Raw genomic sequence first — 24,872 nt, 5'->3', positions numbered from 1 at the left:
GCTGCCACACGGAGGTCGGTGACGCGCACAGAACACGTCCCGCCATGGTTCCAGGCGGCGATTACGGGCAGTTTCGGAGCCATGCGGTCTCGCCCCGCCACGGTCGGCCGAGCATCATGCGGTGATTTCATCGGAGAAAATGGTGCGGCCACGCTCGCCTGCGAAGTACTGCCGGAGCCATGGGTCCTCGTGCGCCAGCAGGTGCTGCAGCGTTCCCACGACGATGATCTTGCCTCGTGCAATTGCCGCGATCCTGTCACAGGTCGCGTGAAGGCTGCTCAGATCGTGCGTGATCATCATCACAGTCAGATTCAGGCTTGCCTTGAGGGTCAGCAAGAGCTGATCGAAGGCATCGGCCGCGATCGGGTCGAGCCCCGAGGTCGGCTCGTCGAGAAATAGGATCTCGGGATCGAGAGCGAGGGCTCGCGCCAGGGCCGCCCGCTTGGTCATGCCGCCCGAGAGCTCTGCCGGGTATTTTTTCGCTGCATCAAGCGGCAATCCGACCAGCTCGATCTTCAGCATGGCCATCTCGGCCAGCAAACTTGGCGACAGATGCAGAAGCTCGCGCATCGGGAGCTGGATATCTTCGGCGATCGTCAACGAAGAGAACAGGGCGCCCTGCTGAAACATGACGCCGCAGCGCTGTTCGAGGGCTCGTCTCTCGCTTTCTCTCAGGTCATCGAGATTCTTGCCGAAGAGCTCGATGACGCCGCTCCGTTTGGGCACGAGGCCCAGTATGGTGCGCGCCAGAACCGACTTGCCGGAGCCGGACGCTCCGATAACGCCGAGAATCTCGCCGCGCATGATGTCGAGGTCGAGGTGGTCCAGGATCGTCTTGCCGTCCAACACGACCTGCAGTTCCCGGACACGCACCGCGAATTCGCTCTTTTGTGCGGGGTCTTCCGGATCAACAGAATCCATCGACCACTCCTGGCGAGCTGTTCGAAGGAGGCAAGGGATATCCCCGGCTGCTTTAGTGCGCGAACAATAGCGGGACAGATGCGCTGGCGAGGAGCTCCTCGGTAACCCCGCCGAGTACCCATTCACGGAAACGCGAATGGCCGTAGGCACCTGCGACGATCAGATCTGCCGAAATCCTCTCAGCTTCCGCGAGAATGGCATCCGGGATGAACCCCCGCGAATTCAGCACGCTTGCGGCTGCTTCGACACCGTGGCGCGCGAGGTGAGCGGTGATATCCGCAAGGACTTCGGCGCCCCCCAGCCGTCCATGCGTTGCTTCCCTGACCGTAATGATCTGCACCTGCGTCGCCTGGGCGATCAAAGGCAATGCCTCTGCCACCGCACGGGCGCTCTGGCGCGTGTCGACCCATGCGATCAGAACGGTTCGGATCGCGGAGCGTGGTACGGCTTGCGGGGGGAGGAGGTAGAGCCCTCTCCCCCCGTCGAACAAGACGCTCTCGATCATGGGGCGCCAGCGCGCGTGGCCGTCGCCGCGCGGACAGGTCGCGACAAAGAGGTCGTTCCAGCGCGCTTCACTGGTGACGGACTGCTCGAGAAGGCCGGGGAAGGCGTCCAGGCGGCGCAATTCGTGAGCGGCCCCAAGGCGGCTCAGGCGCTGTTGCAGTTGCTTTTCGCTGGCGTCTCCTTCCGCGGTGACGTCATCGACCAATTGCCCGATCGCGGAGGTGCCGAATTCACCCACGAAAAGGGCAGGATCGGGCAGAAGATTCGTAAAGATCCCGGTGATCCGCGCCCCGTGGTGCACTGCCAGCGCTTCGGCATGAGCCAAACGCACTTCGTCTTCCGGCGAACCGTCGAGATGGACCGCGATGTCACGATAGGCGGTCCCGGGATTGGGCTGCACCGTTGCGGTGGTGCCCGAAGACAGGGTGATATCGTTCATGCCAACCTCCGCATCGATAGTGCTACCCTTGTCCGGTTATTGAGCGGCGGAAGCAGGTTGTCCGCATTGATTTTCGTCAAATGCGCGCGGGTTTCATGCGGTTTGCGCTGAATCAAATCCAACGGCGCGGATTCCCGGCAGGTTGAGGCCACGCGATCTCAACGACGATTTCGGAGAGCGAACATGTCGCCAATGCTTCAGTCCGACGCACCGTCCGCTCCGAGGGCAACGCGGACGAGCCGACCCAAGATGATGTGCGCGGCCGTGTTCCAGGAGCCAGGTCGCATCGAGCTTGAAGACAAGCCGGTTCCGGATGTCGGTCCGCTCGACGCGCTGCTGCGCATTACCACGACGACGATCTGCGGCACCGACATCCACATTCTCAAGGGCGAGTATCCTGTCGCGCGCGGCCTGACCATCGGCCATGAACCGGTCGGCTTGATCGAGAAGCTGGGCTCGGAGGTGAGGGGCTTCCGGGAGGGCCAGCGCGTGATCGCGGGTGCGATCACGCCTTCGGGACACAGCGCCGCCTGCCTCTGCGGCTGCGCCTCGCAGGACGGCCCCGGCGAGCGCCACGGCTTCAAGGCGATGGGTGGCTGGCGCTTCGGCAACACCATCGACGGCGCGCAGGCCGAGTACCTGCTCGTGCCCGATGCCATGGTCAATCTCGCCCATGTGCCGTCGGGGCTGACCGACGAGCAGGTGCTGATGTGCCCCGACATCATGTCGACCGGCTTTTCCGGCGCCGAAAGCGGCCGGGTCAGGATCGGCGATTGCGTCGCCGTCTTTGCTCAGGGGCCGATCGGGCTGTGCGCGACAGCCGGCGCCCGCCTGATGGGGGCGACGCGCATCATCGCGGTGGAGAGCATTCCGGAGCGGCAGGCGATGGCGCGCAGGCTTGGCGCCGACGAGATCGTCGACTTCTCGAAGGGCGATCCGGTCGACGAGATCATGCGCCTGACCGACGGGCGGGGCGTCGACGTCGCGATCGAGGCGCTCGGGCGGCAGGAGACCTTTTCTGCAGCGCTGCGAGTGCTGCGGCCGGGCGGGACACTGTCCTCGCTGGGCGTCTATTCGAGCGACCTGACGATCCCGCTCGGCGCCTTCGCCGCAGGGCTCGGCGACCACCGCATCGTCACGACGCTCTGCCCCGGCGGCAAGGAACGGATGCGCCGCCTGATCGATGTCGTTGCGTCCGGCCGGGTCGATCTGGGCGGGTTGGTCACGCACCGCTTCCCGCTGGAGCGCATCAAGGACGCTTACGAGCTGTTCGCGCAGCAGCGCGAGGGCGTGCTCAAGGTTGCGATAACCCCCTGAGGGCCGGATCGGTTTCGTTTCCGGGTCGCATCTGCTGAACTCTGCCTTCACGGCGCTCGAGAACCCGATGATGCCCATGGGGGTCGCACACGGAATGACCACGGCCCCCGCGAAAGCGGCAGCGACAGGCGAGGGAGAGTTCTGGCGAGAAGACCGGAACGCGCTGCTGCAACGACTTCGGTCGACTCCGGTTGGCTTGAGCGACGGCGAGGCGGCGGAGCGCCTGCGCAGCGGTGGCCCCAATCTCGCGGTGACCAGCCTACGGCGCGGGCTGCTGTTCAAGATCGCGAAGCGGCTCGTCGAACCTCTGATCGCGATCCTGCTGATCGCTGCGCTGATCTCGGGCGCGACCGGCGACTGGCAGAGCCTGCTCATCATTGTTTTGATTGTTCTGGTGTCGATCGCCCTCGATGTCGTGCAGGAGACACAGGCTGAGAACGCCGTCGACGCGCTGCGGCGCACCGTGGCGGTGCACGTCACGGTACTTCGGAGTGGAAAAGCTGTCGAGATTCCGGTGCGGGAGGTCGTCCCGGGCGACGTTGTCGCCCTTCATGCCGGCGATCTCATCCCGGCCGACGGACTGATCCTCGAAAGCCATGATGCGATGGCTGACGAAGCGGTGCTCACCGGCGAGCCTTTCCCTGTCGAGAAACTGGCGGCGCCGTCCGACCGGGGCAACGACGGAACCGATACAGCACTGTTTGGTGGAACCAGCCTTGTCTCGGGTGATGTCCGCATGCTCGTCGCCGCGACGGGCGCCGAAACGCGGCTGGGCGCGATTGCTCGCTCGATGCAGGCGAGCGAGCCGCCCACCGCCTTCGAGCGGGGCGTCCACGGTCTCGGCATGTTGATCCTGCGCCTCACCGGTTTCCTGGTGCTGTTCGTCCTGCTGACGCAGCTCGTGCAGCACGGCTTGTCGATGGAGAGCTTCCTGTTCGCCGTCGCGCTGGCCGTGGGACTGACGCCCGAGCTGCTGCCTGTGGTCATGACGGTGACGCTGGCGCGTGGGGCCATGCGGATGGCACAGCGCAAGGTCGTGGTGAAGCGTCTTTCCGCGATCCACGATCTCGGCGCGATGGACGTGTTGTGTACCGACAAGACTGGGACGCTGACGGAAGCGAGGATAGCCCATGTCGGGAGCTTCGGCTGCGACGGCACCGAAAGCGCCGACGTGACCGAGCTCGCCCGCGTCAACAGCCGCTTCTGCAGCGGACTGCGCAACAACCTCGACACCGCCCTGCTTGCCACCTCGAGAGAAGATGACGGCTCCTGGCGTTCGCTGGCCGATCTGCCGTTCGATTTCGGGCGGCGTCGTTCCTCGGTCCTCGTGGAGAGAGGCGGCGAGCGGGAGATGATCGTCAAAGGCGCTCCCGAAGCCTTGCTCGCCTTGTGCGACCGGTTCGAGCGAGCGGATGGCAAGGCCGTCAAGCTCGACGATGCGGCACGGGGCGGGATTCTCGCCCTCATCGATGCCAGGGGTGCACAGGGGCTGCGCCTGCTCGGTGTCGCCCGCCGATCCATGGCGCCGGGAACCGACACGCTGGTCCGCGAGGATGAGGCCGGGCTCGTCTTTGCCGGGTGTGCTGCCTTTGTCGATCCACCCAAGGCCTCGGCAGGTGTGGCGGTCCGCCAGCTTGCGGCGGCCGGCGTGCGCGTCAAAGTGATCTCGGGAGATGCGGCTCCCGTCGTCCGGCATCTGGCCGAAACTCTGGCGCTCCCGTCGCGTGGCCTGATGACTGGGGAGGAGATCGCGGCATTGGGTGACGCCGCGCTTGCTGCCCGCGTGCGCGATGTCGACCTGTTCGTCCGGATCGCGCCGGAGCAGAAGGCGCGCATCGTGCTGGCGCTACGCAGGGCAGGGCACACGGTCGGCTTCATCGGCGACGGTATCAACGATGCGCCGGCGATCCACGCCGCCGATGTCGGCCTCTCGGTCGAGGGCGGTACCGAGGTCGCGCGCGAGGCGGCGGCGATCGTCCTGCTCGCTCCCGATCTCGGCGTGCTCGCGCAGGGCATCGCCGAAGGCCGGCGCACTTATGCGAACATCATGAAATATGTCCGCATGGGCACGAGCTCGAATTTCGGCAACATGCTCTCGATGGCGCTCGCTTCGATGGTGCTGCCGTTCCTGCCGCTCAACCCGCTGCAGATCCTGGTCAACAACATGCTCTATGATCTCTCGGAGACCGGCATCCCGTTCGACGAGGCCGATCCTGGCGATCTCGCGCGGCCGCAGCATTGGGACATGGGTGCGGTCCTGCGTTTCACGCTGGTGATGGGGCCGCTTTCGTCGCTCTTCGACGCCGCGACCTTCGTACTGCTTCTCGGCGTCTTCGGTACGGGCGTGGATGCGTTCCGCACCGCCTGGTTCGTCGAGTCGATTCTCACGCAGATCCTGGTGATCTTCGTCATCAGAACCTCGGCGCGCTTCTGGCGCAGCCGGCCGCACCGCTTTCTCGTCCTGACCTCTCTCGGCGCGCTCGCCGCCGCGCTGGCCCTCGCCCTGACACCGCTCGGCCGCCCCTTCGGCTTCGTGCCGCTGCCGGCCCCGATCCTGGCGTCGATCCTGGCGATCGCGCTCGTCTATCTCGCGCTGGCGGAGGCGTTGAAACCCCTTGCCATGAAGGCTTCGCGGGGCGCTCGCGGCCCCGCTTCGCGGCATCCTGCCGGTCATCGCAGCCGGCTAGGCCCGTTCTGAGCGGGGGGCTCCGGATCGGGCTCCATCATCGGGGGGAGGGGGGCCGGCAAGCGCCTGGACGACGAGATCGTACTTCACCATGGTCATCGCGAAACCGCGGCCCCAGTCGACGATGTCATTCCAGGGATCGACGATCTTGCCGACCGCGGACAGGAAGGTGACGACGGTGGCGATCTCGGTCCGGCCGTGCACGACCAGCACGCTTCCGATGCCCAGGACGAGGAGGCTGCCGACGGACGTCGTCAGATTCATCAGGAAGTTGAGCGAGAACTTCACCTTGAACACGCCCATGTCGACGGTGAAGACCTCGTCCAGGCGCTGCGCGCCCCTCTCCCAGGTKCCGGGAGACAGCATCTCGTCGCCGAAGCGCCGCAGCAGCCGGGTCCGCTGCGCGATGCGCCGGTTGATCGCGCGCTGCATCATTGGAATGAAGACGAATTGCGGCGCCAGGATCAACAGGCTGGCCGCCATCATCTCCAGATCGAGCGCAGCGAGATAGATGAAGACGCTGATCAGGAAGCCAGCCTCGACGATTGGAAGGCTGAGGCTGGCACCGACGAAACCGCCGATGTCGTCCGCCTCCGCCAGGATCATGGCGAGGCCGGTTCCGTTGGCCAAGGAGGGATTCTGCTCATCCGCTTGCGCGAGCCGCCGGGTCACGACGAGGCGCAGGTCCTGTGTCGCGCATTCGCCGAGCCAGGCGCGATAGATGTTCATCGCCAGCTTCGCCAACCCGTAGACGATCAGGATGGTGCATTGCGCCAACACGAGCGACAGGATGACGGCGATCGGGCCCCGGTGTACCGCCGTGTCGATGATGCGTCGCTGCGTCTCGATCGGAGCTGCGTTGAGCAGGGAGACCGCGACGGACAGCGCACAGACCGCCGCCTGATGCCATCCGCCGGATATCAGGACGAAACGCAGCAAGGACGGTGGCGGCTCCGGCGCAGCGGCTCCTTCCCGCGGGTACTTGGACGGCCGGGCGAAAGCCGCGGCGATGATGGCGCGCAGCCTCACGGCACCAGGACCGCCGCGCCCTGCAATCGGCCGGCACGCAGATCGGACAGGGCCTCGTTCGCCATGTCGAGAGGATAGGCGGTGGTTTTGGTGACGATCCCGGCCTGCCGGGCGATTCCCAGGAACTCGGTTGCATCCGCCCGAGTGAGGTTGGCGACCGAGACGAGCTCTCGCTCCTGCCAGAGCAGGTCGTAGCCGAAGCTCGGAATGTCGCTCATGTGGATGCCGCCGCAGACGACGCGCCCGCCCTTGGCTACCGCGCTCAAGGCCAATGGAACGAGCGCCCCGACGGGAGCGAAGATGATCGCCGCGTCGAGAGGTTCGGGCGGCTTGTCTTCCGAACTGCCGGCCCAGCACGCTCCAAGCGCGCGCGCATGGGCCTGGGCCGCTTCGTCGCCCGGGCGCGTGAAGGCGTAGACTTCGCGGCCCTGCCAATGGCAAATCTGCGCGAGGATGTGAGCGGCAGCCCCGAACCCGTAGAGGCCGACCCGCCGGGCCGCGCCGGCGCTGCGCAGGCTCCTCCATCCAATAAGCCCCGCGCACATCAGCGGCGCGGCCGCGACCGGATCGTCGAAGCCGTCCAGCGGAAAGACATAGGCCGCGTCGGCGATGACATGAGTGGCGAAGCCGCCATCGCGCGTGTAGCCGGTGAATTCCGGCTCGTCGCACAGGTTCTCCCGAAGGCTGCGGCAATAGCGACAATGTCCGCATGTGTGCCCCAGCCAGCCGAGGCCGACCCGCCGGCCGAGCAGCTCGCGCGCGATGCCGTTGCCGATCAGATCGACCCGGCCGACGACCTCGTGCCCCGGCACGCGCGGGCATTTCAAGCCGGGCAATTCACCGTCGACGACATGCAGGTCGGTGCGGCAGACTGCGCATACCTCGATCCGGATGCGCAGCTCCCCGGGCGCGGGCACTGGATCGGGGCGTCGCTCCTCGACAAGCGGTTGACCCGGAACCTTCAGAACCATCGCTCTCATCGGCTTCTCCGGCCAGCGCGCAACGGAACGGTACCGGCGCTATACCGAGCCGGCCTTGATCAAGCTCAAGGAGTATATGGCTCTCAGGGTGCATGTTTGCGAACCGCTTCTGCCGGTTTGACGGCAGTCCGGGGCGACCTTTGCTACCGACTGCCGCTTCGGCATCATGACATCGAACGGCAAAGGCTGCCGGATGAGCCGTCCGAGCTGACCGGCGAGGCGCAGCTCGGACGGGCTCGAGGGCGCCTCTCAGGCCGCGGCCTTCTGGGCGCTCGTCCAGTTCGACGCGTACTGCGTGCTGATCCCGGTCCAGGCGTCCATGTTCTGGCGGGCGAGCGTGGACAGTCTCTCGGCCTCGTCGGCGTAAGCGCCTCCGACGCCTTTGGCGAAATCCTGCTGGGCGTCGACCGCCTGGGCGATCTCCTTGCAGCGACCGAGCTTGGCGCAGAATTCCGCCTGGGCCTGCATTCGGCGCCCCATGAAGGCCAGGACTTCGGAGACCATGGCGAACTGGGCTTCCCAGATTTTCTGCGGCAGCACGGTTGCCGAGCCGAGCTGGGTTTTGACGATCTGCATTCCTTCATTGATCATCGCTGTGGCACCGATCTGGTCGGCGGCGAGGGAGTCGGAGACAGGCTTCATCGTAGGCATGTGAACCTCCTGATTGTCTCGGCCGCCTGAGCTGCGGCAGTGCGGAGTTTCCTCGGGCCGCGTCGCCCGGTCCTTGACACATCGCAAATTCGGGCGCGGGCCGAGGTTTTTTGATGGCTTCATTCAGTGCCGGCATCTTGATGTACCGCCTTGCGGAAGAAGGAGCCGAGGTCCTTCTCGTCCATCCGGGCGGTCCCTTCTGGCAGCGCAAGGATCTCGGCGCCTGGTCTATCCCCAAGGGCGAGCCGCAGCCGGGCGAGACGGCGCAGGAAACGGCGCGACGGGAGTTCGCAGAAGAATTGGGGACGGTGCCGACCGGCCCCCTGGTTGCGCTCGGATGCATTCAGCAACGGGCGGGGAAGGTCGTTGAAGCTTTTGCGCTGAGGGGCGATCTGGCGGCGGAGCAGGCTCGTTGCAGTAGTGAGGTCGAGATGGAATGGCCGCGCGGCAGCGGTCATATCCGCCGCTTTCCCGAGATCGACCGGGCGGCGTGGTTTTCGCTCCCCGAGGCCCGGCTGCGCATCCTGGAGGCGCAACGCGGACTTCTTGACCGTCTTGAGAGAAAGCTGGTCGACGAACGCGCGTGAGCGGCCTTGCTTTGAGGCCGCCCGATGGCTGCACCGCCGGTGGCCTCTTCTCGCTAGCTGGTCGCTTTCTCGCTTCTTTTTACGCCCTGACAAGCGTCGTCGCCGCGCGGGGGAACGATCTGCTCGACATGTCCGCTTGGCCAGAACTTCATGACGCTACCGTCATCGCGCAAGATGTAGGCAGGGATCAACGCGGAGTGGGTTCTTCGAATGCTTCGCTCTTCATGCTTCGTGAGTTGTGTCGCAAGCATGGCCGCTCCTCGACATCATCCAGCCAATCACCCGGATGCTTGCGATGATCTCGTGATCGCGGACGGGCGCTCTGGCATGCGGGGCCGTCTTCAGCTCGAGAGGCCGGCGCGGCGAGCAAGCTGGTTCATGAGAATTTCAACTGCGCCGGCCGGCGGGGGCTTCCGGTCGAGTTAGGCCGCTTTGACCGGGATGACGTCTTCCTTTGGCTGAGCCTTGGCCCGCCGCGGCACGGTGATGCTCAGAACGCCATTCGCATACCGAGCCTCGATCTTGTCCGCGACGATATCGTCCGGCAGCCGGAACGAGCGAAGGAACGAGCCGTAGCGCCGCTCGGAGACATAAGCATCTTCGTCCTTGCGCTCCTTTTCGCTCTTCTTTTCTCCACTGATGGTCAGGAGCCCGTCCGAGAGTTTGACCTGCACGTCAGCCGGCGCCATGCCCGGGAGCTCCGCCGTGATCTCGTAGAGCGTGTCCGTCTTGGAAACGTCGACGGCAGGGACGCTCCCCCAGCGTTCGAAGCGGGGCAGAGACAAATCAAGGGATAGCGGAGCCGCAAAGGGCCGCCGGCCCGGACGGAAGCCGAAATTGTCGAACAATCGATCCATCTCGCTCCAGAAGCGATCGAATCCGACCAATTCGGATTGAGGGAGGCCAGGCTCGCGCGTTTCGCTTTTGATCGGGAGTTTGGTTGGTGCTTCTGCCATGATCGCCTCCTGTGAGACTTGGCGGGCGGCGTCACTCCGCGGATTGCGCGCTCGCGCCGCTCGATCGAAGCCCGGCGCGTGGCACCCTGCCAGCCGGGGACGATGAGTGATCCAAACACGCATCGATGTCCGCCACTTTGAGAGAAATCAAAAAAACGCCGGCTCGGAAGCTCAGGGATACGGGCTGGCGGGTTGCGAGATGACGGCGATCCGGCTCCGTCTATTTCCTCGACGTGGGCACCATCTGACCACCTGGGCCGGAACCCGACTATTGGCTCGCGTTCGGAGGTCTGCCTGGCCGGGAGCAGACGACGGGCCCCGCGTCGGCCGTGGGAGGCCACGGCGATAAGGCTGCGGAGGCGGAGTGCCGCGCGCAGCGGCCATCCTGCAGCGGCGATCGGTTTGATATGGCGCAAATGCCGGCGCTTAAATCTGGAGTATCAATTATCCAACGCTCCATCGTCCGCGGAGGTCGCCCATGAAAACGGCAATCAAACACGGGCGGGAATCCTGCAGGTCAGACCCGCCTAGCTTCACGATCGAGACAGTTGAAGACTACGCGCTCGTCAAACACCGCATCAAGGCGCTCTCGGTGCAGGATGGGAGCAGTTTCCGCGAGTTGGAAGCGCTCAAGGAGGCGGTCCGCGACTGGGAAATGCAGCATCCCAACAAGAGACAGGATTGATGATAGACTGCGAACAAGGCGCGCCTTGACCGGAAGCGGCGGTAGATTCTGTCCTTCCCGACCCTACTGGCAATCGCGAGCCGCTCCACGGAGGTGGCCGCGTGGGCTGGCACCGGCTTTCTTTGCATCGCACGCCAGCTGTCAAACGGCCTGCGAAGCCGCATGCGGAACCACGCAAACTGGAGAGCCGCAGCCCCACCGGTAGCTGCACGGCCACTTTCTCCTGCAGGCAGGGAGCGCAGCTCTGAAGCTTTCACGTCCTTCGCGCCTGGCCGCCAAGGGGGTATTCTGGATTCATTCCCGGCGCTGCCGGATCTGCGAGGCCATGTCGCTCGTTATGGCTATGCGGAGCCTMGCTGCCGGAGTTGGGGGCCGGCTCTCAGGAGTGAACCGATGTCCGGACATGCTCTTTTGACTGCGCAGACCGTCGAGGACTGCATCATCGACCAGGGCTGGGAGCGCTACACCGCCGAGGACCGCGCCATCTGGGGCGTGCTGTTCGAGCGTCAGCTGCGGACCCTGAGGGGCCATGTGTGCCAGGAATATCTCGACGGCCTCGCCGCGCTGGGCATCGGCCCCGAAGGCGTGCCGAATTTCGCGCGCATGAACGAACGGTTGCGGCGGCTGACCGGCTGGGAGGTGGTGGCGGTGCCGGGGCTGATCCCGTCGCGCCCCTTCTTCCAGATGCTTGCCAACCGCCAGTTTCCGGCCGGCACCTTCATCCGCAGCCGCGAGCAGCTCGACTATCTGGAGGAGCCCGACATCTTCCACGATGTCTTCGGCCACGTGCCGCTGCTGACCAATCCCGCCTATGCCGACTACATGAACGAATATGGCCGCATCGGACTGGTCGCCGTCGAGACCAAGGGGGTGAAGTTCCTCGCCCGCCTCAACTGGTACACCATCGAATTCGGGCTGATCCGCAAGCCCGAGGGCATCCGCATCTACGGCGCCGGCATCGTCTCGTCCTTCGGCGAGGCGAAATACGTGGTGGACGATCCCTCCGCCCACCACCTGGCCTTCGATCTCGAGCGCGTGCTGCGCACCGGCTATTACATCGACGATTTCCAGGCGACCTATTTCGTCATCGACCGCTTCGAGGATCTGTTCGACCTGCTCAGGGGCACCGATTTCACCAACCGCTTCGACGAGTTGCGCGCCTTGCCGGCCCACACGCCCTTCGACATCCTGCCGCAGGACGTGGTCATCCGGAAAGGCACCGGCCATTTCTGGCGCGATTTCCCGGCAGCGAAGACGAAGCTGAAGTGAGGTCTAGTCGGACGCCGGCCAGCTCTTCGAGCGTGGCAGTGCCGGCCTCGAAGGGCTTTTTTGGGGGCGAAACAAGAACCGTTCTCACAGGCATACCAAGGCTGAACGAAGCGCGGAACGAGCGCCAACAGCTCGGGGCGGCCCGAGCCAGTCCGCGTTCGAGGCGCGGCTTGCTCGGGAAAGGCAGCCTGAAGCCTATCGGTGATGACCGACCATGCGCAGGAAGGCTGCGAGCCTCGGACAAGCGGCGGCATGCGTCAGCTCTGCTGGCCTGCCGCGCTCGATCACCCTGCCGGCTTCCATGAACCAGATTTCGTCGGCGACCTCGCGAGCGAAGCCGATCTCATGCGTGACGCAGATCATGGTCATGCCGGCCGCCGCGAGCCGCTTCATCGCGGCCAGCACCTCGCCTACCATCTCCGGATCGAGCGCCGAAGTCGGCTCGTCGAACAGCATCACCGCCGGGTCCATCGCCAGCGAGCGGGCGATGGCGACGCGCTGCTTCTGTCCGCCCGAGAGCATGCCGGGCATCTCGTTCGCCTTTTCGGTCAGGCCGACGCAGGCGAGTTCCTCCATGGCGCGCTCATGCGCTGCCGCCTTCGACATGCCGCGCAGCTTGGTCAGGCCGAGCGTGATGTTGCCGATCGCGGTGAGATGCGGGAACAAGTTGTAGGCCTGGAAGACGAAGCCGACTCGCCGGCGCAGCGCGTTGATGTCGAGGCTGCGGGCCGCGACGTCGGCGCCGTCGATCAGCACGCGCCCGCCCTGGACCGTCTCGAGCCGCGTGACGGTGCGGATCAAGGTCGATTTGCCCGAGCCGGAGGGGCCGACCAGGACCTTCACCTCGCCGCGGTGGACCTCGCCGGAGACGTCGGCCAGCACCTGCAGCGCCCCGAACCATTTGTCGACGTTTTCGAAGCGGATCATGCTTGCCTCAGGCCGCGATCGCGATGCCGGGCGTGCCGCCACGGCCGGCCGAGATGCGCCGCTCGATGAGGCGCGCCAGCGATGTCAGCGCAAAGCAGAGGGCGAAATAGGTCAGCGCCAGGATGCCATAGACCTCGAAGGGCTGCGTCAGCAGGACATTGTTGACCTGGGCGGCCGCGAAGGTGAGCTCATGGGCGCTGATGACATAGCCGAGCGAGGTCTCCTTGATGGTCGAGACGAACTGGCTGACCATGCTCGGCAGCATGTTGTGCAGCGCCTGCGGCAGCACGACTTTGATCGTCGTCGGCCAGTAGCGCAGGCCGAGCGAGGTCGCCGCCTCGATCTGGCCCTTCGGCAGGCTCTCGATGCCCGCCCGGATGATCTCGGAAAGATAGGCCGCCTCGTAGACGACGAGCGCGATCACCAGCGTTTCGACCCCGCCGACCGCCCGGCCGATGATCAGCGGCGATACGAAATAGGCCCAGAAGATGAACATTACCAGCGGCAGGCCGCGCACCGTATGCACGATCACGGTTGCCGGCAGCCGCAGCCAGCGACGGGGGCTCAAGCGGGCGAGTGCCAGCGCGATGGCGAAGGGAAAGCACAGCGCCAGCGAGATCGAGGCCATGAACAGCGTCATGGTGAGGCCGCCGATCGGCCCGTGCGGATACTGCCCGACCAGGAAGAGCAGCCAGTTGTTCTGCAGGATCTCGAGCATCAGCGCGTCTCGAGCTTGAGGCGGTGGCCGGACCAGCTGCCCAGCGCCATGATGCCGAAGGAGATGGCGAGATAGATCGCGGTTGCGACCGCGAAGGCCTCGAAGGTCTTGAAGGTGTAGCTGTCGACCTCACGGGTCCGATAGGTCAGCTCGCCGACGCCGATCGCCATGGCGAGGCTGGTGTTCTTGAACAGGAGCAGCGTCTGGTTGATCAGCGGCGGCACGGCGATGCGCAGCGCCTGCGGCAGAACGACATAGCCCATTGCGCCGAGATAGCCGAAGCCGATCGAACGGGCGGCCTCGTACTGCACCTTCGGGATCGAGCGGATGCCGCTGCGGATATCCTCGGCGACATAAGCCGCCGCGGCGAGGCCGAGCGCGACCGCCGCCAACAGGAATTCGCCGTGATGGGCGTTGATCCATTGCCGGGCCGGGCGCGGCAGCAGCGAAGGCACGCCGAAATACCAGACGAAAAGCTGGACCAGCAGCGGCACGTTGCGGTGGTACTCGACATAGAGCGCCACGAACCAGCCGAGCGGCGGGAACGGGATCATCCTGATCAGGGTCAGGACGATCCCCATCGTCATGGCGAGGCACCAGGCCACCGCCGTCAGAGCCAGGGTGGTGGCAAGCCCGGTCAGGAACCAGTCGAGATATTTCCCGCTCAGCACGCTGCCGAGATCGAAGACATAGGTCATCGACTGGTTCCCGAGGCGCCGCTGCAGATCAGCCCTTGATCTCTTCGATCTTGTAGTCGCGCTGGATGTTGAAGGCGGTGTCCGGCCCGAACCACTTCGAGAAGGTCTTGTCGATCTCGCCCGAGCCGGTGGCCTTCGCGAGGGTCTCGTTGACCAGAGCCTTGAAGGCCGCCTCGCCCTTGCGCAGGCCGAGCCCCCAGGGCTCGACGAAGAGCGACTTCTCGACCACGATCATCGGCACCTTGGACTGCTTGGCGAGCTTCACCAGGATCAGTTCGGAGGCGCAGAAGGCGTCGACCTTGTCCTGCGTCAGGGCCAGGAAGGCGGCGGAGGTGTCTTGGAAGGTCACGGTCTCGGCGGTCGGGATCAGCCGGCGCACGCCCTGCTCGGAGGTGGAGCCCTTGAGCGCGGTGATCTTCTTGCCGCCGAACCCTTCGATCGTCGTAATGCCCGACTCCTTCGTGGTCAGCAGCTTCTGCTGGCTGACGAAATAGGAATAGGAGAAGTCGATCTGCTGGGCGCGCTCGGGCGTATAGCCGAGATTGGCGGCAAGGATGTCGACCCGCCCCTGCAGCAGTTCCGGGATGCGGGCCTCGACCGCGATCGTCTTCAGCTCGAGCGGGACGCCGACCGCCTCCGCAACCTTCTTGCAGATGTCGACATCATAGCCGACGATCTCACGTGTCTGCGGATGCTGGAAGGAGAACGGCTCGGAGGTGCCGAGCGTGCCGCAGATCAGCTTGCCGCGCGCCTTGATATCGGCGAGCTGGTCGGCCTGGGCGGTGGCCGCGAGGCCGGCGGTGAGGACGGCCGCGAGGCCGAGAACCGAAAAGACCTTCATCCTTATCCCCTTGTTATGGTCGTTGCAGAGCTTCGCTTGCCCGCTTCAGGCGCGCGCAGGCGTCCTCGATCGTGGCGAGCGAGGTCGCGATCGACAGGCGCAGATAGGGCGAGAGCCCATAGGCCGAGCCGTCGAGGACGGCGACGCCCGCCGCTTCGAGGAAGTAGAGCGCGACGTCGAGATCGCTCTGGAGCACTCGCCCGTCCGCCCGGCGCCGTCCGATAAGGCCGGCGCAACTCGGATAGACGTAGAAGGCGCCGTCGGGCTTCAAGCAGCTCATACCGTCGATTGCGTCGAGCAGCTCGACCGCCCGGTCGCGTCGCTGCCGATAGGCGGCGCGCGCCTCCTCGACGAAGCTCTGATCGCCTTCGAGCGCTGCCGCGGCCGCTGCCATGCACATCGAGGCGGCGCCGGAGGTCGTCTGCGACTGGATGACGTTCATCGCCTCAACCAGCGCCTTCGGGCCGGCGCCATAGCCGATCCGGAAGCCGGTCATCGCATAGGTCTTGGAGACGCCGTTGACGAGGAGGGTGCGCTCGCGCAGCTCCGGCGCAATCGCGATCGGGCAGACCGGCTCGCCGTCGTCGAAGCGGATATGCTCGTAGATGTCGTCGGTCATTAGCGCCACCTGCGGATGGCGCTTCAGCACCTCGGTCAGCGCCGTCATCTCGGCAGCGGCGTAGAAGGCCCCGGTCGGGTTCGAGGGCGTGTTGAGGATCAGCCAGTGCGTGCGCGGCGTGATTGCGCCCTCCAGCGCCGCGGCGGTGAGCTTGAAGCCGGCATTCTCGCCGCAGGCTACTGTCACCGGCGTGCCGTCGCAGGCCAGCACCATGTCTGGATAGGACACCCAATAGGGCGCGGGGATGATGACCTCGTCGCCTTTGCCGATGGTCGCCGCCAGCGCGTTGAAGATCACCTGCTTGGCGCCGCTGCTGACGACGATCTCGTCGGGTGCGTAGCTGACCCCGTTCTCGCGCGCGAACTTGGCGACGATCGCCTTGCGCAGGCGCACCGTGCCGTTGACTGGTGCATAGCGCGTCTCGCCGGCGGCCATGGCCGCGTTCGCCGCCTGCTGGATATGGGCAGGGGTGTCGAAATCGGGCTCGCCGGTGGTCAGGTCGATGATGTCGTGCCCCTGCGCCTGCAGCTCCTGGGCGCGCCGGCGCGCCATCATGCTGGGCGAGGGCTTGATCCGGCTGACGCGCGCGGAGAGTGAGATCGCAGGCGCGGTCACGGCGCGGCCTTCTCGGCATCCATATAGAAGGTGTCGACGCGTCCCTCCGCGATCGCGGCGAGAGCGTTTGCCTCGCGCTCTTCCTGCTGGCGGACCAAGGCGAGGAGTTCGGTCGCATCGGCGCGGTCGAAGGCGACGACGCCGTCCGTATCGCCGACCACGACATCGCCCGGCATCACCACCATGCCGTCGATCGCGATCGGCACGTTGATCTCGCCCGGCCCGCTCTTATAGGGGCCGCGATGCGTCACGCCGCGGGCGTAGCAGGGGAAATCCGATTGCTGGAACGCGTCGACGTCGCGGATCGCGCCGTCGATGACGAAGCCGGCAACGCCCATCTTGCGTGCGCGGCTCATCATGATCTCGCCGACCAGGGCCTGGATCAGGTCGCCCCCGCCATCGACGACGAGGACATCGCCCGGCCGCAGCACTTCGTAGGCGCGATGCAGGGTCTGGTTGTCGCCGGGCCTGGTCTTGACCGTCACTGCCGTACCGAGGAGCCGGCCGGAGCGATGATAGGGCCGCAGCGACTTGGTCCCGTGCAGGCGGTTCATCACGTCCGAGATGATCGAGACCGGAGCGTCCCGGAAACCGTCGAGGATCGCGCGGGGGACGGCGAGGCCGCTTGGATTATTGCGATGACCGATCAGCGGCATGGAAGATTCTGTCCCGTAGGGAGTCATTACAGAAATTATGTGACATGGTGCCGATGACAGAAAGCGAATATATTTCTCGGTATCGATCGCTTTTCTTCATTGGGAAACGCGGCGGCAGAGAAGGCGAGGAGAGCGATGCCAGCGAGCCTGAGGCAGATCGAGGCCTTCTACTGGACTGCCCGGCTCGGCGGTTTCACCGAAGCGGCGCGGCATCTCCATCTGGCGCAATCGACCGTATCGAAGCGGATCATCGAGCTCGAGGCCGTGGTCGGTGGGCCGCTCTTCGACCGTGCCAGCCACGTCCTGCGTCTGACGCGGTCCGGCGAGGCGAGCCTGCCGATCGCCGCCGAGCTGCTGGCGCTGGAGCCGCGCTTCCGCGAGGCGGCTGGGGGCGCCGCGACACTCTCGGGCCCCTTCCGCTTCGGCACGACCGAACTCGTCGCCCTGACCTGGCTGCCCAAGCTGATCGTCGCGATGAAACAGGATTATCCCAATGTCGTGCCGGTGCCCGAAGTTGCCGCCAGCGTAGACCTGTTCGGCAAGCTCGGCGCCAACGAGCTCGATCTCGCCATCGGCCTCGACCCGCCGCAGCGCACCGACTTCGCCATGCTGCCGCTCGATTCCGTCCAGCTCGAATGGGTGTCGGCGCCTGGGTTCGGCCCACAAGAGGACGTGATCCCGCTGGGTGAGATGGCGAAGTACCCGATCCTGAGCCAGACTTTTGGCTCGGGACTGCAGAAGCTGGTGCTGGATTGGGCGGCTGCCAACGGGCTGCAATCCAATCGCGTGGTCCAGTGCAACAGCCTGAACGTCCTGGCGGCGCTCGCCGCGGCCGGGCTCGGCGTCACCTTCCTGACCGCCAGCCATTTTGGCTCGGAGATCGCCCGCGGCCGCCTGCGCGTCATCAAGACCGAGCCGCCGATCCCGCCGCTGCGCTACTACGCCGTGCATCGCAAGGGCGATATCTCGCCATTGGCCGAGCGCGTCGCCGCCATCGCGCAGCGATGCTGCGATTTCACCGCTCGCAGCCTGCCGAGCGATTAGGCGTTGGGTTGCACGCCAGCGCGGCGTGCCCGCAGCTTGGAGACGTCAGCCCGGGCTGGACTTTGCAGCGGTCATCCAGCGTCCGCAAACGGCGTTGTCGAACCGCGGCGACCGCGCGCCGAACTCGCCGCAGGTGGGGCTGCTGCCGAAGCCTTCGTCGATATCCGACGGCGCGCGCGGACGATCCGACGTTCAGCGTTGGATCGCCTCGGCCACTTTCCGGACGGCTGCGAATATCAGATCGAGCTCTGAATCGCTGACGGTCATCGGCAAGGAAAACCCGATGCTGGCGTCGCCCTTGGAGGTCGTCGAGAGACCGCCCTCCATGCAGGCCCGGACGAGATCGGCCGCAAAGCCGGGGCCAGGATCGGCGCCGCACATCGCAGGGTCGAATTCCAGCGCGAGCAGCAGGCCGGCGCCGCGAACCCCACGGATGACCGGCGCCGCCCGGGCGATCTCGCCGATCCGCGATCTGATCTGCTGCTCCAGCAGGGCGGCCCGCTCCACCAGGTGATCGCGCTCGATGATCTCGATCGCCGTTAGGGCGGCGAGCGTCGTCAGCGGGTTCTTCTCATGGGTGTAGTGGCCGAGGTCGAGCTCGGGAGCGATATCGAGCCTTGCATCGGCGATCACGGCGGCGATCGGGAGAACGCCGCCGCCAAGCGCCTTGCCCAGCACGACCGCGTCGGGCGCGGCGCCGACATGCTCGAAGGCGAAGAAGCGGCCGGTCTTGCCGAGCCCGGATGGGATCTCGTCGAAGATCAGAAGGGCGCCGTGCCGGTCGCAGAGCTCGCGGACCTCGGCCCAGAGCCCATCCGGGGGCATGTGGCAGTTCGAACGGATCGGCTCGGCCACGACGGCGGCGATGCCGGTCTCGGACCGCGCGAAGGCCTCCCGCATCTCCTTGAGCATGCGCCGCGCACCGTCGGGCGCCCAATAGGGCGTCACATGCCGGCGCCCCGGCAGAAACGGGCCGAGACGCGGGTCGGGCTCCGCCTTCGACAGGCCGAAGCTGCCGAAGCCGTGGCCGTGATAGGAGCCTTCGAGCGAGATCGTCTCATGGCGGCCGGTCGCGACCCGGGCCAGTTTCAGGGCGATCTCGATCGCATCCGAGCCGCCGGTGGTGAAGAGGAGCTTGGCGGGCGGCCCGGGCCAGCGCGCGAGCAGCTTCTCTGCCAGCGCGACGGCGGGCTCGTTGGTGTAGCGTCGCGGCGAGAAGGGCAGGGTGTCGAGCTGCCGCTTCAACGCCGCGATGATCTCGGGATGGCGATGCCCGACATGATGGGCGGTATTGCCGTGCAGGTCGACGAAGCGCCGTCCGTCGATATCTTCGAGCCAGATGCCCTCGACGGCGCGTAGAGCCGAGAGGCAGGGGCTCGATCCATCCTGATGGAAGAAGGCGGCGGCGTCGCGCGAGACGAGGTCCAGGGGCATCGGCATTTACCGGGAGATCGTGGAAGGGAGGCCGGGCAGGGCCGCCGGCGGGCGGCGGCGGCCTGTCGCCTCCCGGTGGCGCTCGATCAGCCGCGCCAGAGCGATAGCCGCGAGCGCGAAGGCGAGGAGGACGAGGCTCTTGGCGGCGGCATAGCCGTACTCGCCGGAGTTGGCGTGGTTGAAGATCGCGACCGAGGCGAGCTTGTGGTTGCCGGAAACCAGGAAGATCACCGAGGAGAGGGTCGTCAGCGCGTCGATGAAGACATAGAGCGTCCCCAGCAGCAGGGCCGGCAGCAGGATCGGCAGGGTGACGCTGACGAAGCGCGAGACCAGCCCGGCGCCGAGGCTCTCGGCCGCCTCGTCGATGGAGCGGTCGACGCGCTGGAGCGCGGCGCGCGCGGCGAGTACCCCGACGAAGATGTTCGAAAACAGGATGTTGACGACGAGGATCGCCGAGGTGCCGGTCAGCGACAGGTCGGGAATGCCGAATGGGACGTTGAAGGCGACGATATAGCCGATGCCGAAGATGATTCCGGGCAGGATCGCCGGAACCAGCACCAGAAAGACGATGAGATTGGCGCCGGGCGGCCGCAGGCGCTCGACGACATAGGCGATCACCACGGCGAACAGCCCTCCGATCGGGCCCGCGATGATGCCGATGCGCAGGCTCTCCCAGACGAGGGCAAGGCCGCGCTCCGAGCTGCCATAGCCCGTTCCCGCAAGGCCGATCCTGACGCCTTCCTCGCTGAAATAGCCGAGGGTCAGGCTCCAATCGGTGCCCCAGACCCTTGTCACCGCGCCGAGCGCCATGGTGCCGTAGACCGCGAAGATCAGGGCCGCGACCACCCCGGCGATGGCCGTCAGGCCGATGCGCCAGGAGCGTGGTACGGACAGCTCGGAGCGCGCCGTGACGCTCGCGCTCGCATAGCCCTTGCGGCGCCCGAGCAGCTCGAGGCCAAGATAGAGAAGCAGCGAGGGAATGATCAGCCAGACGCAGAGCGCCGCCGCCAGCGGCGTGTTCCGGTAGGCGGTGATCTCGTCGTAGATAATGCCGGCGAGCACGGGCGTGTCACGGCCGAGGATCAGCGGGTTGCCGAAATCGGTGAGGCTCATGATGAAGACCAGCACGATCGCGCGCTTGGTCGCGGGCAAGGCCAGCGGCAGCGTGACGTGCCGGAAGGTGGTGAAGGGGCCGGCGCCCAGGCTGGCGGCGGCCTCGTCGACCCGGCCGTCCTGCCGTCGCAGGATGTTGTCGAAGATGATCAGCGTCGCCGGCATGAAGGACAGCATCTGCGCCAGCACGACGCCGAGCAGGCCGTAGAGGTTGGTCTCGTCGGCGTCGATCAGGCCGAGGCCCCGGTCGAACAGCGTATGCGTCACCAGCCCGCGCCGGCCGAAGAGCATCACCGTGGCCGTCGCGATCAGCACGGGCGGCGCGACCAGCGGCATCAGGAAGATGCCTCTCGTCGCTGCGGGCCAGGGCACGCCGCCGCAATTGATGCCATAGGCGAGCGCGAAGGCGAGCGGCACCGTGAACAGGACCGACAAAGCGGCGAGCGACAGGCTGTTGAGCGCGGCGTTGCGCAGATACGAATCCTGGAAGAGCTTGAGATAGTGGTCGAATCCCCAAAGCGTCTCACTGCCGTTGCGCAGTGTGTCGAAGCTTTGCTGATCGATCAGGCTCTTGACCCTGAAGGCGAGCGCGGTCCGCTTGTGCAGCATCACATGGGCGAGTGCCCGGTTCTCCGTCACGCGCTCGCGGTCTGGCGGAGGCAGGGCCGCGAACGCGGCCTCCATAGCCCGCGCCTGATCCGAGTAGGGCGCCTTGCGGTCCCATGACGGCGCGAGCCCGGCGAGCTGGAATGCGGCGGCGGTCGCCTCGACGCGCTCGGCCTCGGTCGCCGTCTCGCTCCAACGCCGGATCAGGGCCGCACTCTCCGGCTCCGGCAGCCGGCCAAGTGCTTCGGCCGTGACGGTCTTGAGGCGCGCCGGCGGCATAGGGCCGGAGATCACGAAGCTCTCGATCAGGACGGCGCCGATCGGCACGCCGATGAAGACGATCAGCAGCAGCGCGACGATGCCGCTGACGAGCCCGCGCGGCAATTGGCGCAGCAGCCGCCTCACGAGGAGGTCCGGGCCGGAATCAGCGCCGCTCGCTGTGGATCCGGCGTGAGTGTGACGGGCGCGCCGCGCGTGTCGAAATGCTCGGCCCGGTGCGATGGGCAGTCCGCGATCACCGTGCGTCCCGACTCGAGCGTCACGGTGAGGCGGACAACCGCTCCGAGAAAGGCCGAGCTTGCGACCCGCCCGGCAAGGCCCTCGCCCTCACGGGCGATCGCGATGTGTTCCGGCCGGTAGACGGCGGTCACGCGTTCTCCCGGCCCGATTCCGGCCGGGAGCGCGATCGGCCAGAACTCACCATACGCATCCAGGCCCCCGCTGACCGCATGGCCCTCGACGAGATTGGAGATGCCGACGAATTGCGCGACGAAGGCTGAGCACGGCCGGTGGTAGATCTCGGTCGGTGCGCCGATCTGCTCGATGCGGCCGTTGCGCATGACGGCGACCCTGTCGGACAGGGAGAGCGCCTCCTCCTGATCATGCGTCACGTAGAGGGTGGTGATGCCGAGCCTGTCGATGATCGCGCGGAGCTCGTTGCGCAGCTTGACCCGGATGCGCGCATCCAGTGCCGACATCGGTTCGTCGAGCAGCAGCACCTCGGGATCGGAGGCGAGCGCGCGCGCCAGCGCGACGCGTTGCTGCTGGCCTCCGGACAACTGGTGCGGATAGTGTTCGAGCAGTCTCTCCAGCTCGACCAGACGAGCGAGTTCGGCGACGCGGCGCTCCCGCTCGGCGCGGCCGCTCGAGGCGATGGCGAGCGCGAAGCCGATATTCTGGGCGACCGTCTTCGTTGGAAACAATGCGTAGGATTGGAAGACGAAGCCCATCCGGCGCCGCGCCGGAGGCATCTCGGTGACATCCTGCCCGGAGCGCGTCACCTGCCCGCCATCCGGCCGCACGAAGCCGGCGATGATCCTGAGCAGGGTCGTCTTGCCGCAGCCGGAATCGCCGAGCAGCGTGACGAACTCGCCCTTGCCGAGATCCAGCGAGACGCCATCGACGGCGCGTGTGGATCCACCATAGGATTTGACGATATCGCGCACTGCCAGATGCGAGTGGCCGGTCGCGAGGACCGGCCGCCTGACATCTGCGGGCGGGGCCGCAAGTATGGTCACCGCCGCGTGCCCGTCACTGCTTGAGGATGCGGCTGGCGAATTCACGCCGGAAGGCGGTCATGTCGACCGGGCGGCGCATCTGCCAGAGCGCGATCTGCTTGAGGTCGATCAGGCCGTACCCGGGCACCGCTGTGGCGCCGACCACCTTGCCGAGCACTGCGGCGGCGTCGTCGCCCGCCATGAAGTCGAGGAAGATCTTGGCTTCGACCGGGTTCGGACCGCCGGCGACGAGGCCGCCGCCTTCGGTGACGTTGGGGGTGATCCGGCCGTAGACGATCTCCACCGGCTTGCCCGATGCCTTGGTCTCGAAGCAGGTGGTGTCGAAGGTCAGGCCGACCGCGACCTCGCCTGCGCCGGCCAGCTGCGCGCCGCCGGAGCCGCCGTCCGAATACTGATAGACGTTCTCGTTCAGGTTTTCGACGAAGGGCCAGCCGAAGGCGTCGACGAAGGTCGTCAGGATCGCGCCACCAGTCCCGGACTTCAGCGGCGAGGGCAGCGAGATCTCCTTGCGGTACACCGGCTTGATCAGATCCTCCCACGTCGCCGGCATGGGCAGCCCCTTCTGGGCAAGTCGCTCCTTGTTCACCACCATGCACATCGTGGTGGCGAAGTACTTGCTGTAGAAGCCGTCTTCATCGCGGAAAGCAGGCAGTATCTTCGAGCCCTTCGGCTCGTAGGGTTCGAACACGCCCGCCTGCTTGAGCTGATCGAGGGCGACGTTATTGACGAGATAAACGACATCCGCCTGCGGCTTGCCCTTTTCGGCGATTGCGCGCTCGGCGATCGGGCCGGTGGAGCCGGAGACGAACTTCACCTCGATGTCCGGGTGCTTCTTCTTGAAGGCGCCGACGAGCGCGCTGTTGACGCTGTCGGAGGCGTTGTAGATCACGACCTCCTTGGCCAGGGCCGCGCCGCTCGCGAGCGCGAATGTCGCCGTCGCGGCGAGACGCGCGATCATCTTGCTGGAGAGGTTGAGCATGAAAGTCTCCGTACCGTCTGGCTATCCGTCGTGATATAAGTGTTGCTAAATTTTGTGACATTGGAATGAAGCCATGCTTATTCCGGGTGCCTGATGAATCTTGCCCAGCTCCGAGCCTTCCACGCCGTTGCGAACCACCGCACCTTTTCCGCCGCCGCACAGGCGCTCGGCGTCAGCCAGTCGGCTATCACTCAGAACGTGAAATCCCTGGAAGAAGCCGTCGGGGCGCGCCTCTTTCTGCGCACGGCGAGCGGCGTCGAGCTGACCGCCGACGCGCTCGACCTGCTCCCGAAGGTGCGCCAGGCCATCCTTATGCTCGACGACATCTCGGCCCGGATGAGCGACGGCCGCAACCTCGCCATTGGTCATCTGGCGATCGGCCTATGTGCGCCCTATGTGGCGATGCCGATCCTGGAGCGGTTCACCGCTGAGCATGCGGGTGTTCAACTCGAGGTGCGTCTGGAGAACTCGAGCCGCCTTCTCAAACTCGTCGCGCAACACCGTGTCGACATTGCCATCGCAACCCTGAGGGAGCCCCACCCGGATTTCGCCTGCGATTTCCTGGTCGATCAGCGCGTCGAGATTCTCGTGCACGCCGGCCACCCCTGGTGGGATCGACAGAGCATCGAGGCGCGGGAATTGCCGGGTCAACGCCTCGTGACGCGCGAGGCCGGCTCGATGACGCGTCAACTCTTCGAAGCGGCCTTGGCGGAATGCAACCTTGAGCTTCCGCCGCACCGCATCCTCGGCAGCCGTGAAGCGGTGAAGGAGGCGGTTGCGGCCGGGATCGGCATCGGCATCGTGCTCGATCAGGAGCGAGGTTTCGACCCTCGGCTCAGGGCAATCACCGTCTCTGACTTCGAGATCGTGGCCGGGGAGTATCTCGTTACACGGCGCGAGACCCGCAGCCTGGGCAGCGTGGCTGCCTTCTCCGCCGTAGCCTCTGTGGTTGCCAAGGAAAGGTCCCGGAACGCCCCCCTTGGCCTATCCGGGACCTGTCGCCCCCTGATGTAACCGAGGGCCTGATCGCGCTCGACAGGGCGCCGGTCCCGCTCTCCCGGCGCGCCATAGCCAGCGCCAC

The 24,872-nt window shown here is 66.1% G+C and carries 23 protein-coding genes; 7 read left to right on the top strand and 16 right to left on the bottom strand.

Annotated features, from left to right (window positions below; translation table 11 throughout):
- Nucleotides 1-114 precede the first annotated feature (114 nt).
- Both AC1DIN_RS11750 and AC1DIN_RS11745 read right to left on the bottom strand, forming a co-directional pair.
- Nucleotides 115-921, bottom strand: a complete 807-nt coding sequence (locus AC1DIN_RS11750) for an ABC transporter ATP-binding protein (protein WP_476810051.1) — start codon at nt 919-921, stop codon at nt 115-117.
- Between the two features lie 52 nt (nt 922-973).
- Nucleotides 974-1,864 (bottom strand): universal stress protein, encoded by an 891-nt coding sequence (locus AC1DIN_RS11745; protein WP_476809914.1) that lies wholly within the window; start codon nt 1,862-1,864, stop codon nt 974-976.
- A 192-nt stretch (nt 1,865-2,056) separates the two neighbouring features.
- Here AC1DIN_RS11745 and AC1DIN_RS11740 point away from each other — a divergent pair, with 192 nt between their 5' ends.
- Nucleotides 2,057-3,181 carry an NAD(P)-dependent alcohol dehydrogenase gene (locus AC1DIN_RS11740; RefSeq protein WP_476810050.1) on the top strand — a complete coding sequence of 375 codons (1,125 nt, stop codon included), beginning with the start codon at nt 2,057-2,059 and terminating at the stop codon, nt 3,179-3,181.
- Between the two features lie 94 nt (nt 3,182-3,275).
- The gene (gene mgtA / locus AC1DIN_RS11735; protein ID WP_476809913.1) at nt 3,276-5,879 is read left to right on the top strand and encodes a magnesium-translocating P-type ATPase; all 2,604 of its coding nucleotides are present in this window, start codon (nt 3,276-3,278) and stop codon (nt 5,877-5,879) included.
- Here mgtA and AC1DIN_RS11730 read toward each other — a convergent pair.
- From AC1DIN_RS11730 to AC1DIN_RS11720, 3 genes are all read right to left on the bottom strand, one after another.
- Nucleotides 5,865-6,896, bottom strand: coding sequence for an ABC transporter ATP-binding protein (locus AC1DIN_RS11730; RefSeq protein ID WP_476809912.1), 1,032 nt, complete (start codon nt 6,894-6,896; stop codon nt 5,865-5,867). The two genes, mgtA and AC1DIN_RS11730, sit on opposite strands and share 15 nt — an antisense overlap.
- Nucleotides 6,893-7,876 carry a zinc-dependent alcohol dehydrogenase family protein gene (locus AC1DIN_RS11725; protein ID WP_476809911.1) on the bottom strand — a complete coding sequence of 328 codons (984 nt, stop codon included), beginning with the start codon at nt 7,874-7,876 and terminating at the stop codon, nt 6,893-6,895. The genes AC1DIN_RS11730 and AC1DIN_RS11725 overlap by 4 nt, the downstream gene beginning before the upstream one ends.
- 249 nt (nt 7,877-8,125) lie before the next feature.
- A complete protein-coding gene (locus AC1DIN_RS11720; protein ID WP_441470169.1) occupies nt 8,126-8,527 on the bottom strand; it encodes a phasin family protein in 402 nt (133 codons plus the stop codon).
- Between the two features lie 113 nt (nt 8,528-8,640).
- Between AC1DIN_RS11720 and AC1DIN_RS11715 the strand changes: the two genes are divergently transcribed.
- Nucleotides 8,641-9,114 carry an NUDIX hydrolase gene (locus tag AC1DIN_RS11715; protein WP_476810049.1) on the top strand — a complete coding sequence of 158 codons (474 nt, stop codon included), beginning with the start codon at nt 8,641-8,643 and terminating at the stop codon, nt 9,112-9,114.
- Between the two features lie 422 nt (nt 9,115-9,536).
- Here the strand turns inward: AC1DIN_RS11715 and AC1DIN_RS11710 are convergent, their stop codons facing one another.
- A complete protein-coding gene (locus AC1DIN_RS11710) occupies nt 9,537-10,193 on the bottom strand; it encodes an Hsp20/alpha crystallin family protein (RefSeq protein WP_476809910.1) in 657 nt (218 codons plus the stop codon).
- Nucleotides 10,194-10,548: 355 nt separating this feature from the next.
- On the opposite strand from AC1DIN_RS11710, the gene AC1DIN_RS11705 reads away from it, so the two are divergent.
- Nucleotides 10,549-10,755 carry a hypothetical protein gene (locus tag AC1DIN_RS11705; protein ID WP_441470165.1) on the top strand — a complete coding sequence of 69 codons (207 nt, stop codon included), beginning with the start codon at nt 10,549-10,551 and terminating at the stop codon, nt 10,753-10,755.
- 393 nt (nt 10,756-11,148) lie between these two features.
- Nucleotides 11,149-12,024 carry a phenylalanine 4-monooxygenase gene (phhA, locus tag AC1DIN_RS11700; RefSeq protein WP_476809909.1) on the top strand — a complete coding sequence of 292 codons (876 nt, stop codon included), beginning with the start codon at nt 11,149-11,151 and terminating at the stop codon, nt 12,022-12,024.
- Nucleotides 12,025-12,219: 195 nt separating this feature from the next.
- Here the strand turns inward: phhA and AC1DIN_RS11695 are convergent, their stop codons facing one another.
- The 6 genes from AC1DIN_RS11695 to AC1DIN_RS11670 are packed head-to-tail and all read right to left on the bottom strand — an operon-like array spanning nt 12,220 to nt 17,098.
- Nucleotides 12,220-12,951, bottom strand: a complete 732-nt coding sequence (locus AC1DIN_RS11695) for an amino acid ABC transporter ATP-binding protein (protein ID WP_476809908.1) — start codon at nt 12,949-12,951, stop codon at nt 12,220-12,222.
- 7 nt (nt 12,952-12,958) lie between these two features.
- Entirely contained in the window at nt 12,959-13,669 is a 711-nt protein-coding gene (locus AC1DIN_RS11690; RefSeq protein WP_476809907.1) for an amino acid ABC transporter permease, read from the bottom strand.
- Entirely contained in the window at nt 13,669-14,367 is a 699-nt protein-coding gene (locus tag AC1DIN_RS11685; protein WP_476809906.1) for an amino acid ABC transporter permease, read from the bottom strand. The genes AC1DIN_RS11690 and AC1DIN_RS11685 overlap by 1 nt, the downstream gene beginning before the upstream one ends.
- A 28-nt stretch (nt 14,368-14,395) precedes the next feature.
- Nucleotides 14,396-15,208: an ABC transporter substrate-binding protein gene (locus AC1DIN_RS11680; RefSeq protein WP_441470160.1), complete on the bottom strand. Its 813-nt coding sequence runs from the start codon at nt 15,206-15,208 to the stop codon at nt 14,396-14,398.
- A 13-nt stretch (nt 15,209-15,221) separates the two neighbouring features.
- Complete coding sequence (locus tag AC1DIN_RS11675; protein WP_476809905.1) at nt 15,222-16,442, bottom strand: aspartate transaminase; 1,221 nt, start codon at nt 16,440-16,442, stop codon at nt 15,222-15,224.
- On the bottom strand, nt 16,439-17,098 hold the full coding sequence (locus AC1DIN_RS11670) for an RraA family protein (RefSeq protein WP_476809904.1): 660 nt from the start codon (nt 17,096-17,098) through the stop codon (nt 16,439-16,441). The genes AC1DIN_RS11675 and AC1DIN_RS11670 overlap by 4 nt, the downstream gene beginning before the upstream one ends.
- A gap of 135 nt (nt 17,099-17,233) precedes the next feature.
- Here AC1DIN_RS11670 and AC1DIN_RS11665 point away from each other — a divergent pair, with 135 nt between their 5' ends.
- Nucleotides 17,234-18,142: a LysR family transcriptional regulator gene (locus AC1DIN_RS11665; RefSeq protein WP_476809903.1), complete on the top strand. Its 909-nt coding sequence runs from the start codon at nt 17,234-17,236 to the stop codon at nt 18,140-18,142.
- Nucleotides 18,143-18,334: 192 nt separating this feature from the next.
- On the opposite strand, the gene AC1DIN_RS11660 is transcribed toward AC1DIN_RS11665, so the two are convergent.
- Genes AC1DIN_RS11660 through AC1DIN_RS11645 form a run of 4 tightly spaced genes read right to left on the bottom strand, consistent with a single transcriptional unit; the run spans nt 18,335 to nt 23,791 of the window.
- Nucleotides 18,335-19,582 (bottom strand): aminotransferase class III-fold pyridoxal phosphate-dependent enzyme, encoded by a 1,248-nt coding sequence (locus tag AC1DIN_RS11660; protein ID WP_476809902.1) that lies wholly within the window; start codon nt 19,580-19,582, stop codon nt 18,335-18,337.
- Nucleotides 19,583-21,700, bottom strand: coding sequence for an ABC transporter permease (locus AC1DIN_RS11655; RefSeq protein WP_476809901.1), 2,118 nt, complete (start codon nt 21,698-21,700; stop codon nt 19,583-19,585). It abuts the gene before it with no gap.
- Complete coding sequence (locus tag AC1DIN_RS11650; protein WP_476809900.1) at nt 21,697-22,812, bottom strand: ABC transporter ATP-binding protein; 1,116 nt, start codon at nt 22,810-22,812, stop codon at nt 21,697-21,699. Before AC1DIN_RS11650 ends, AC1DIN_RS11655 begins: the two co-directional genes overlap by 4 nt.
- A gap of 13 nt (nt 22,813-22,825) precedes the next feature.
- Nucleotides 22,826-23,791 carry an extracellular solute-binding protein gene (locus tag AC1DIN_RS11645; RefSeq protein ID WP_476809899.1) on the bottom strand — a complete coding sequence of 322 codons (966 nt, stop codon included), beginning with the start codon at nt 23,789-23,791 and terminating at the stop codon, nt 22,826-22,828.
- A gap of 93 nt (nt 23,792-23,884) precedes the next feature.
- Here AC1DIN_RS11645 and AC1DIN_RS11640 point away from each other — a divergent pair, with 93 nt between their 5' ends.
- The gene (locus AC1DIN_RS11640) at nt 23,885-24,805 is read left to right on the top strand and encodes a LysR substrate-binding domain-containing protein (protein ID WP_476809898.1); all 921 of its coding nucleotides are present in this window, start codon (nt 23,885-23,887) and stop codon (nt 24,803-24,805) included.
- Nucleotides 24,806-24,872 lie beyond the last annotated feature (67 nt).

It is taken from the genome of Allobosea sp. 05T438 (assembly GCF_056396025.1).
The sequence above is the reverse complement of the archived record's forward strand: the minus strand, read 5'-3'. Positions and strand labels throughout refer to the sequence as shown.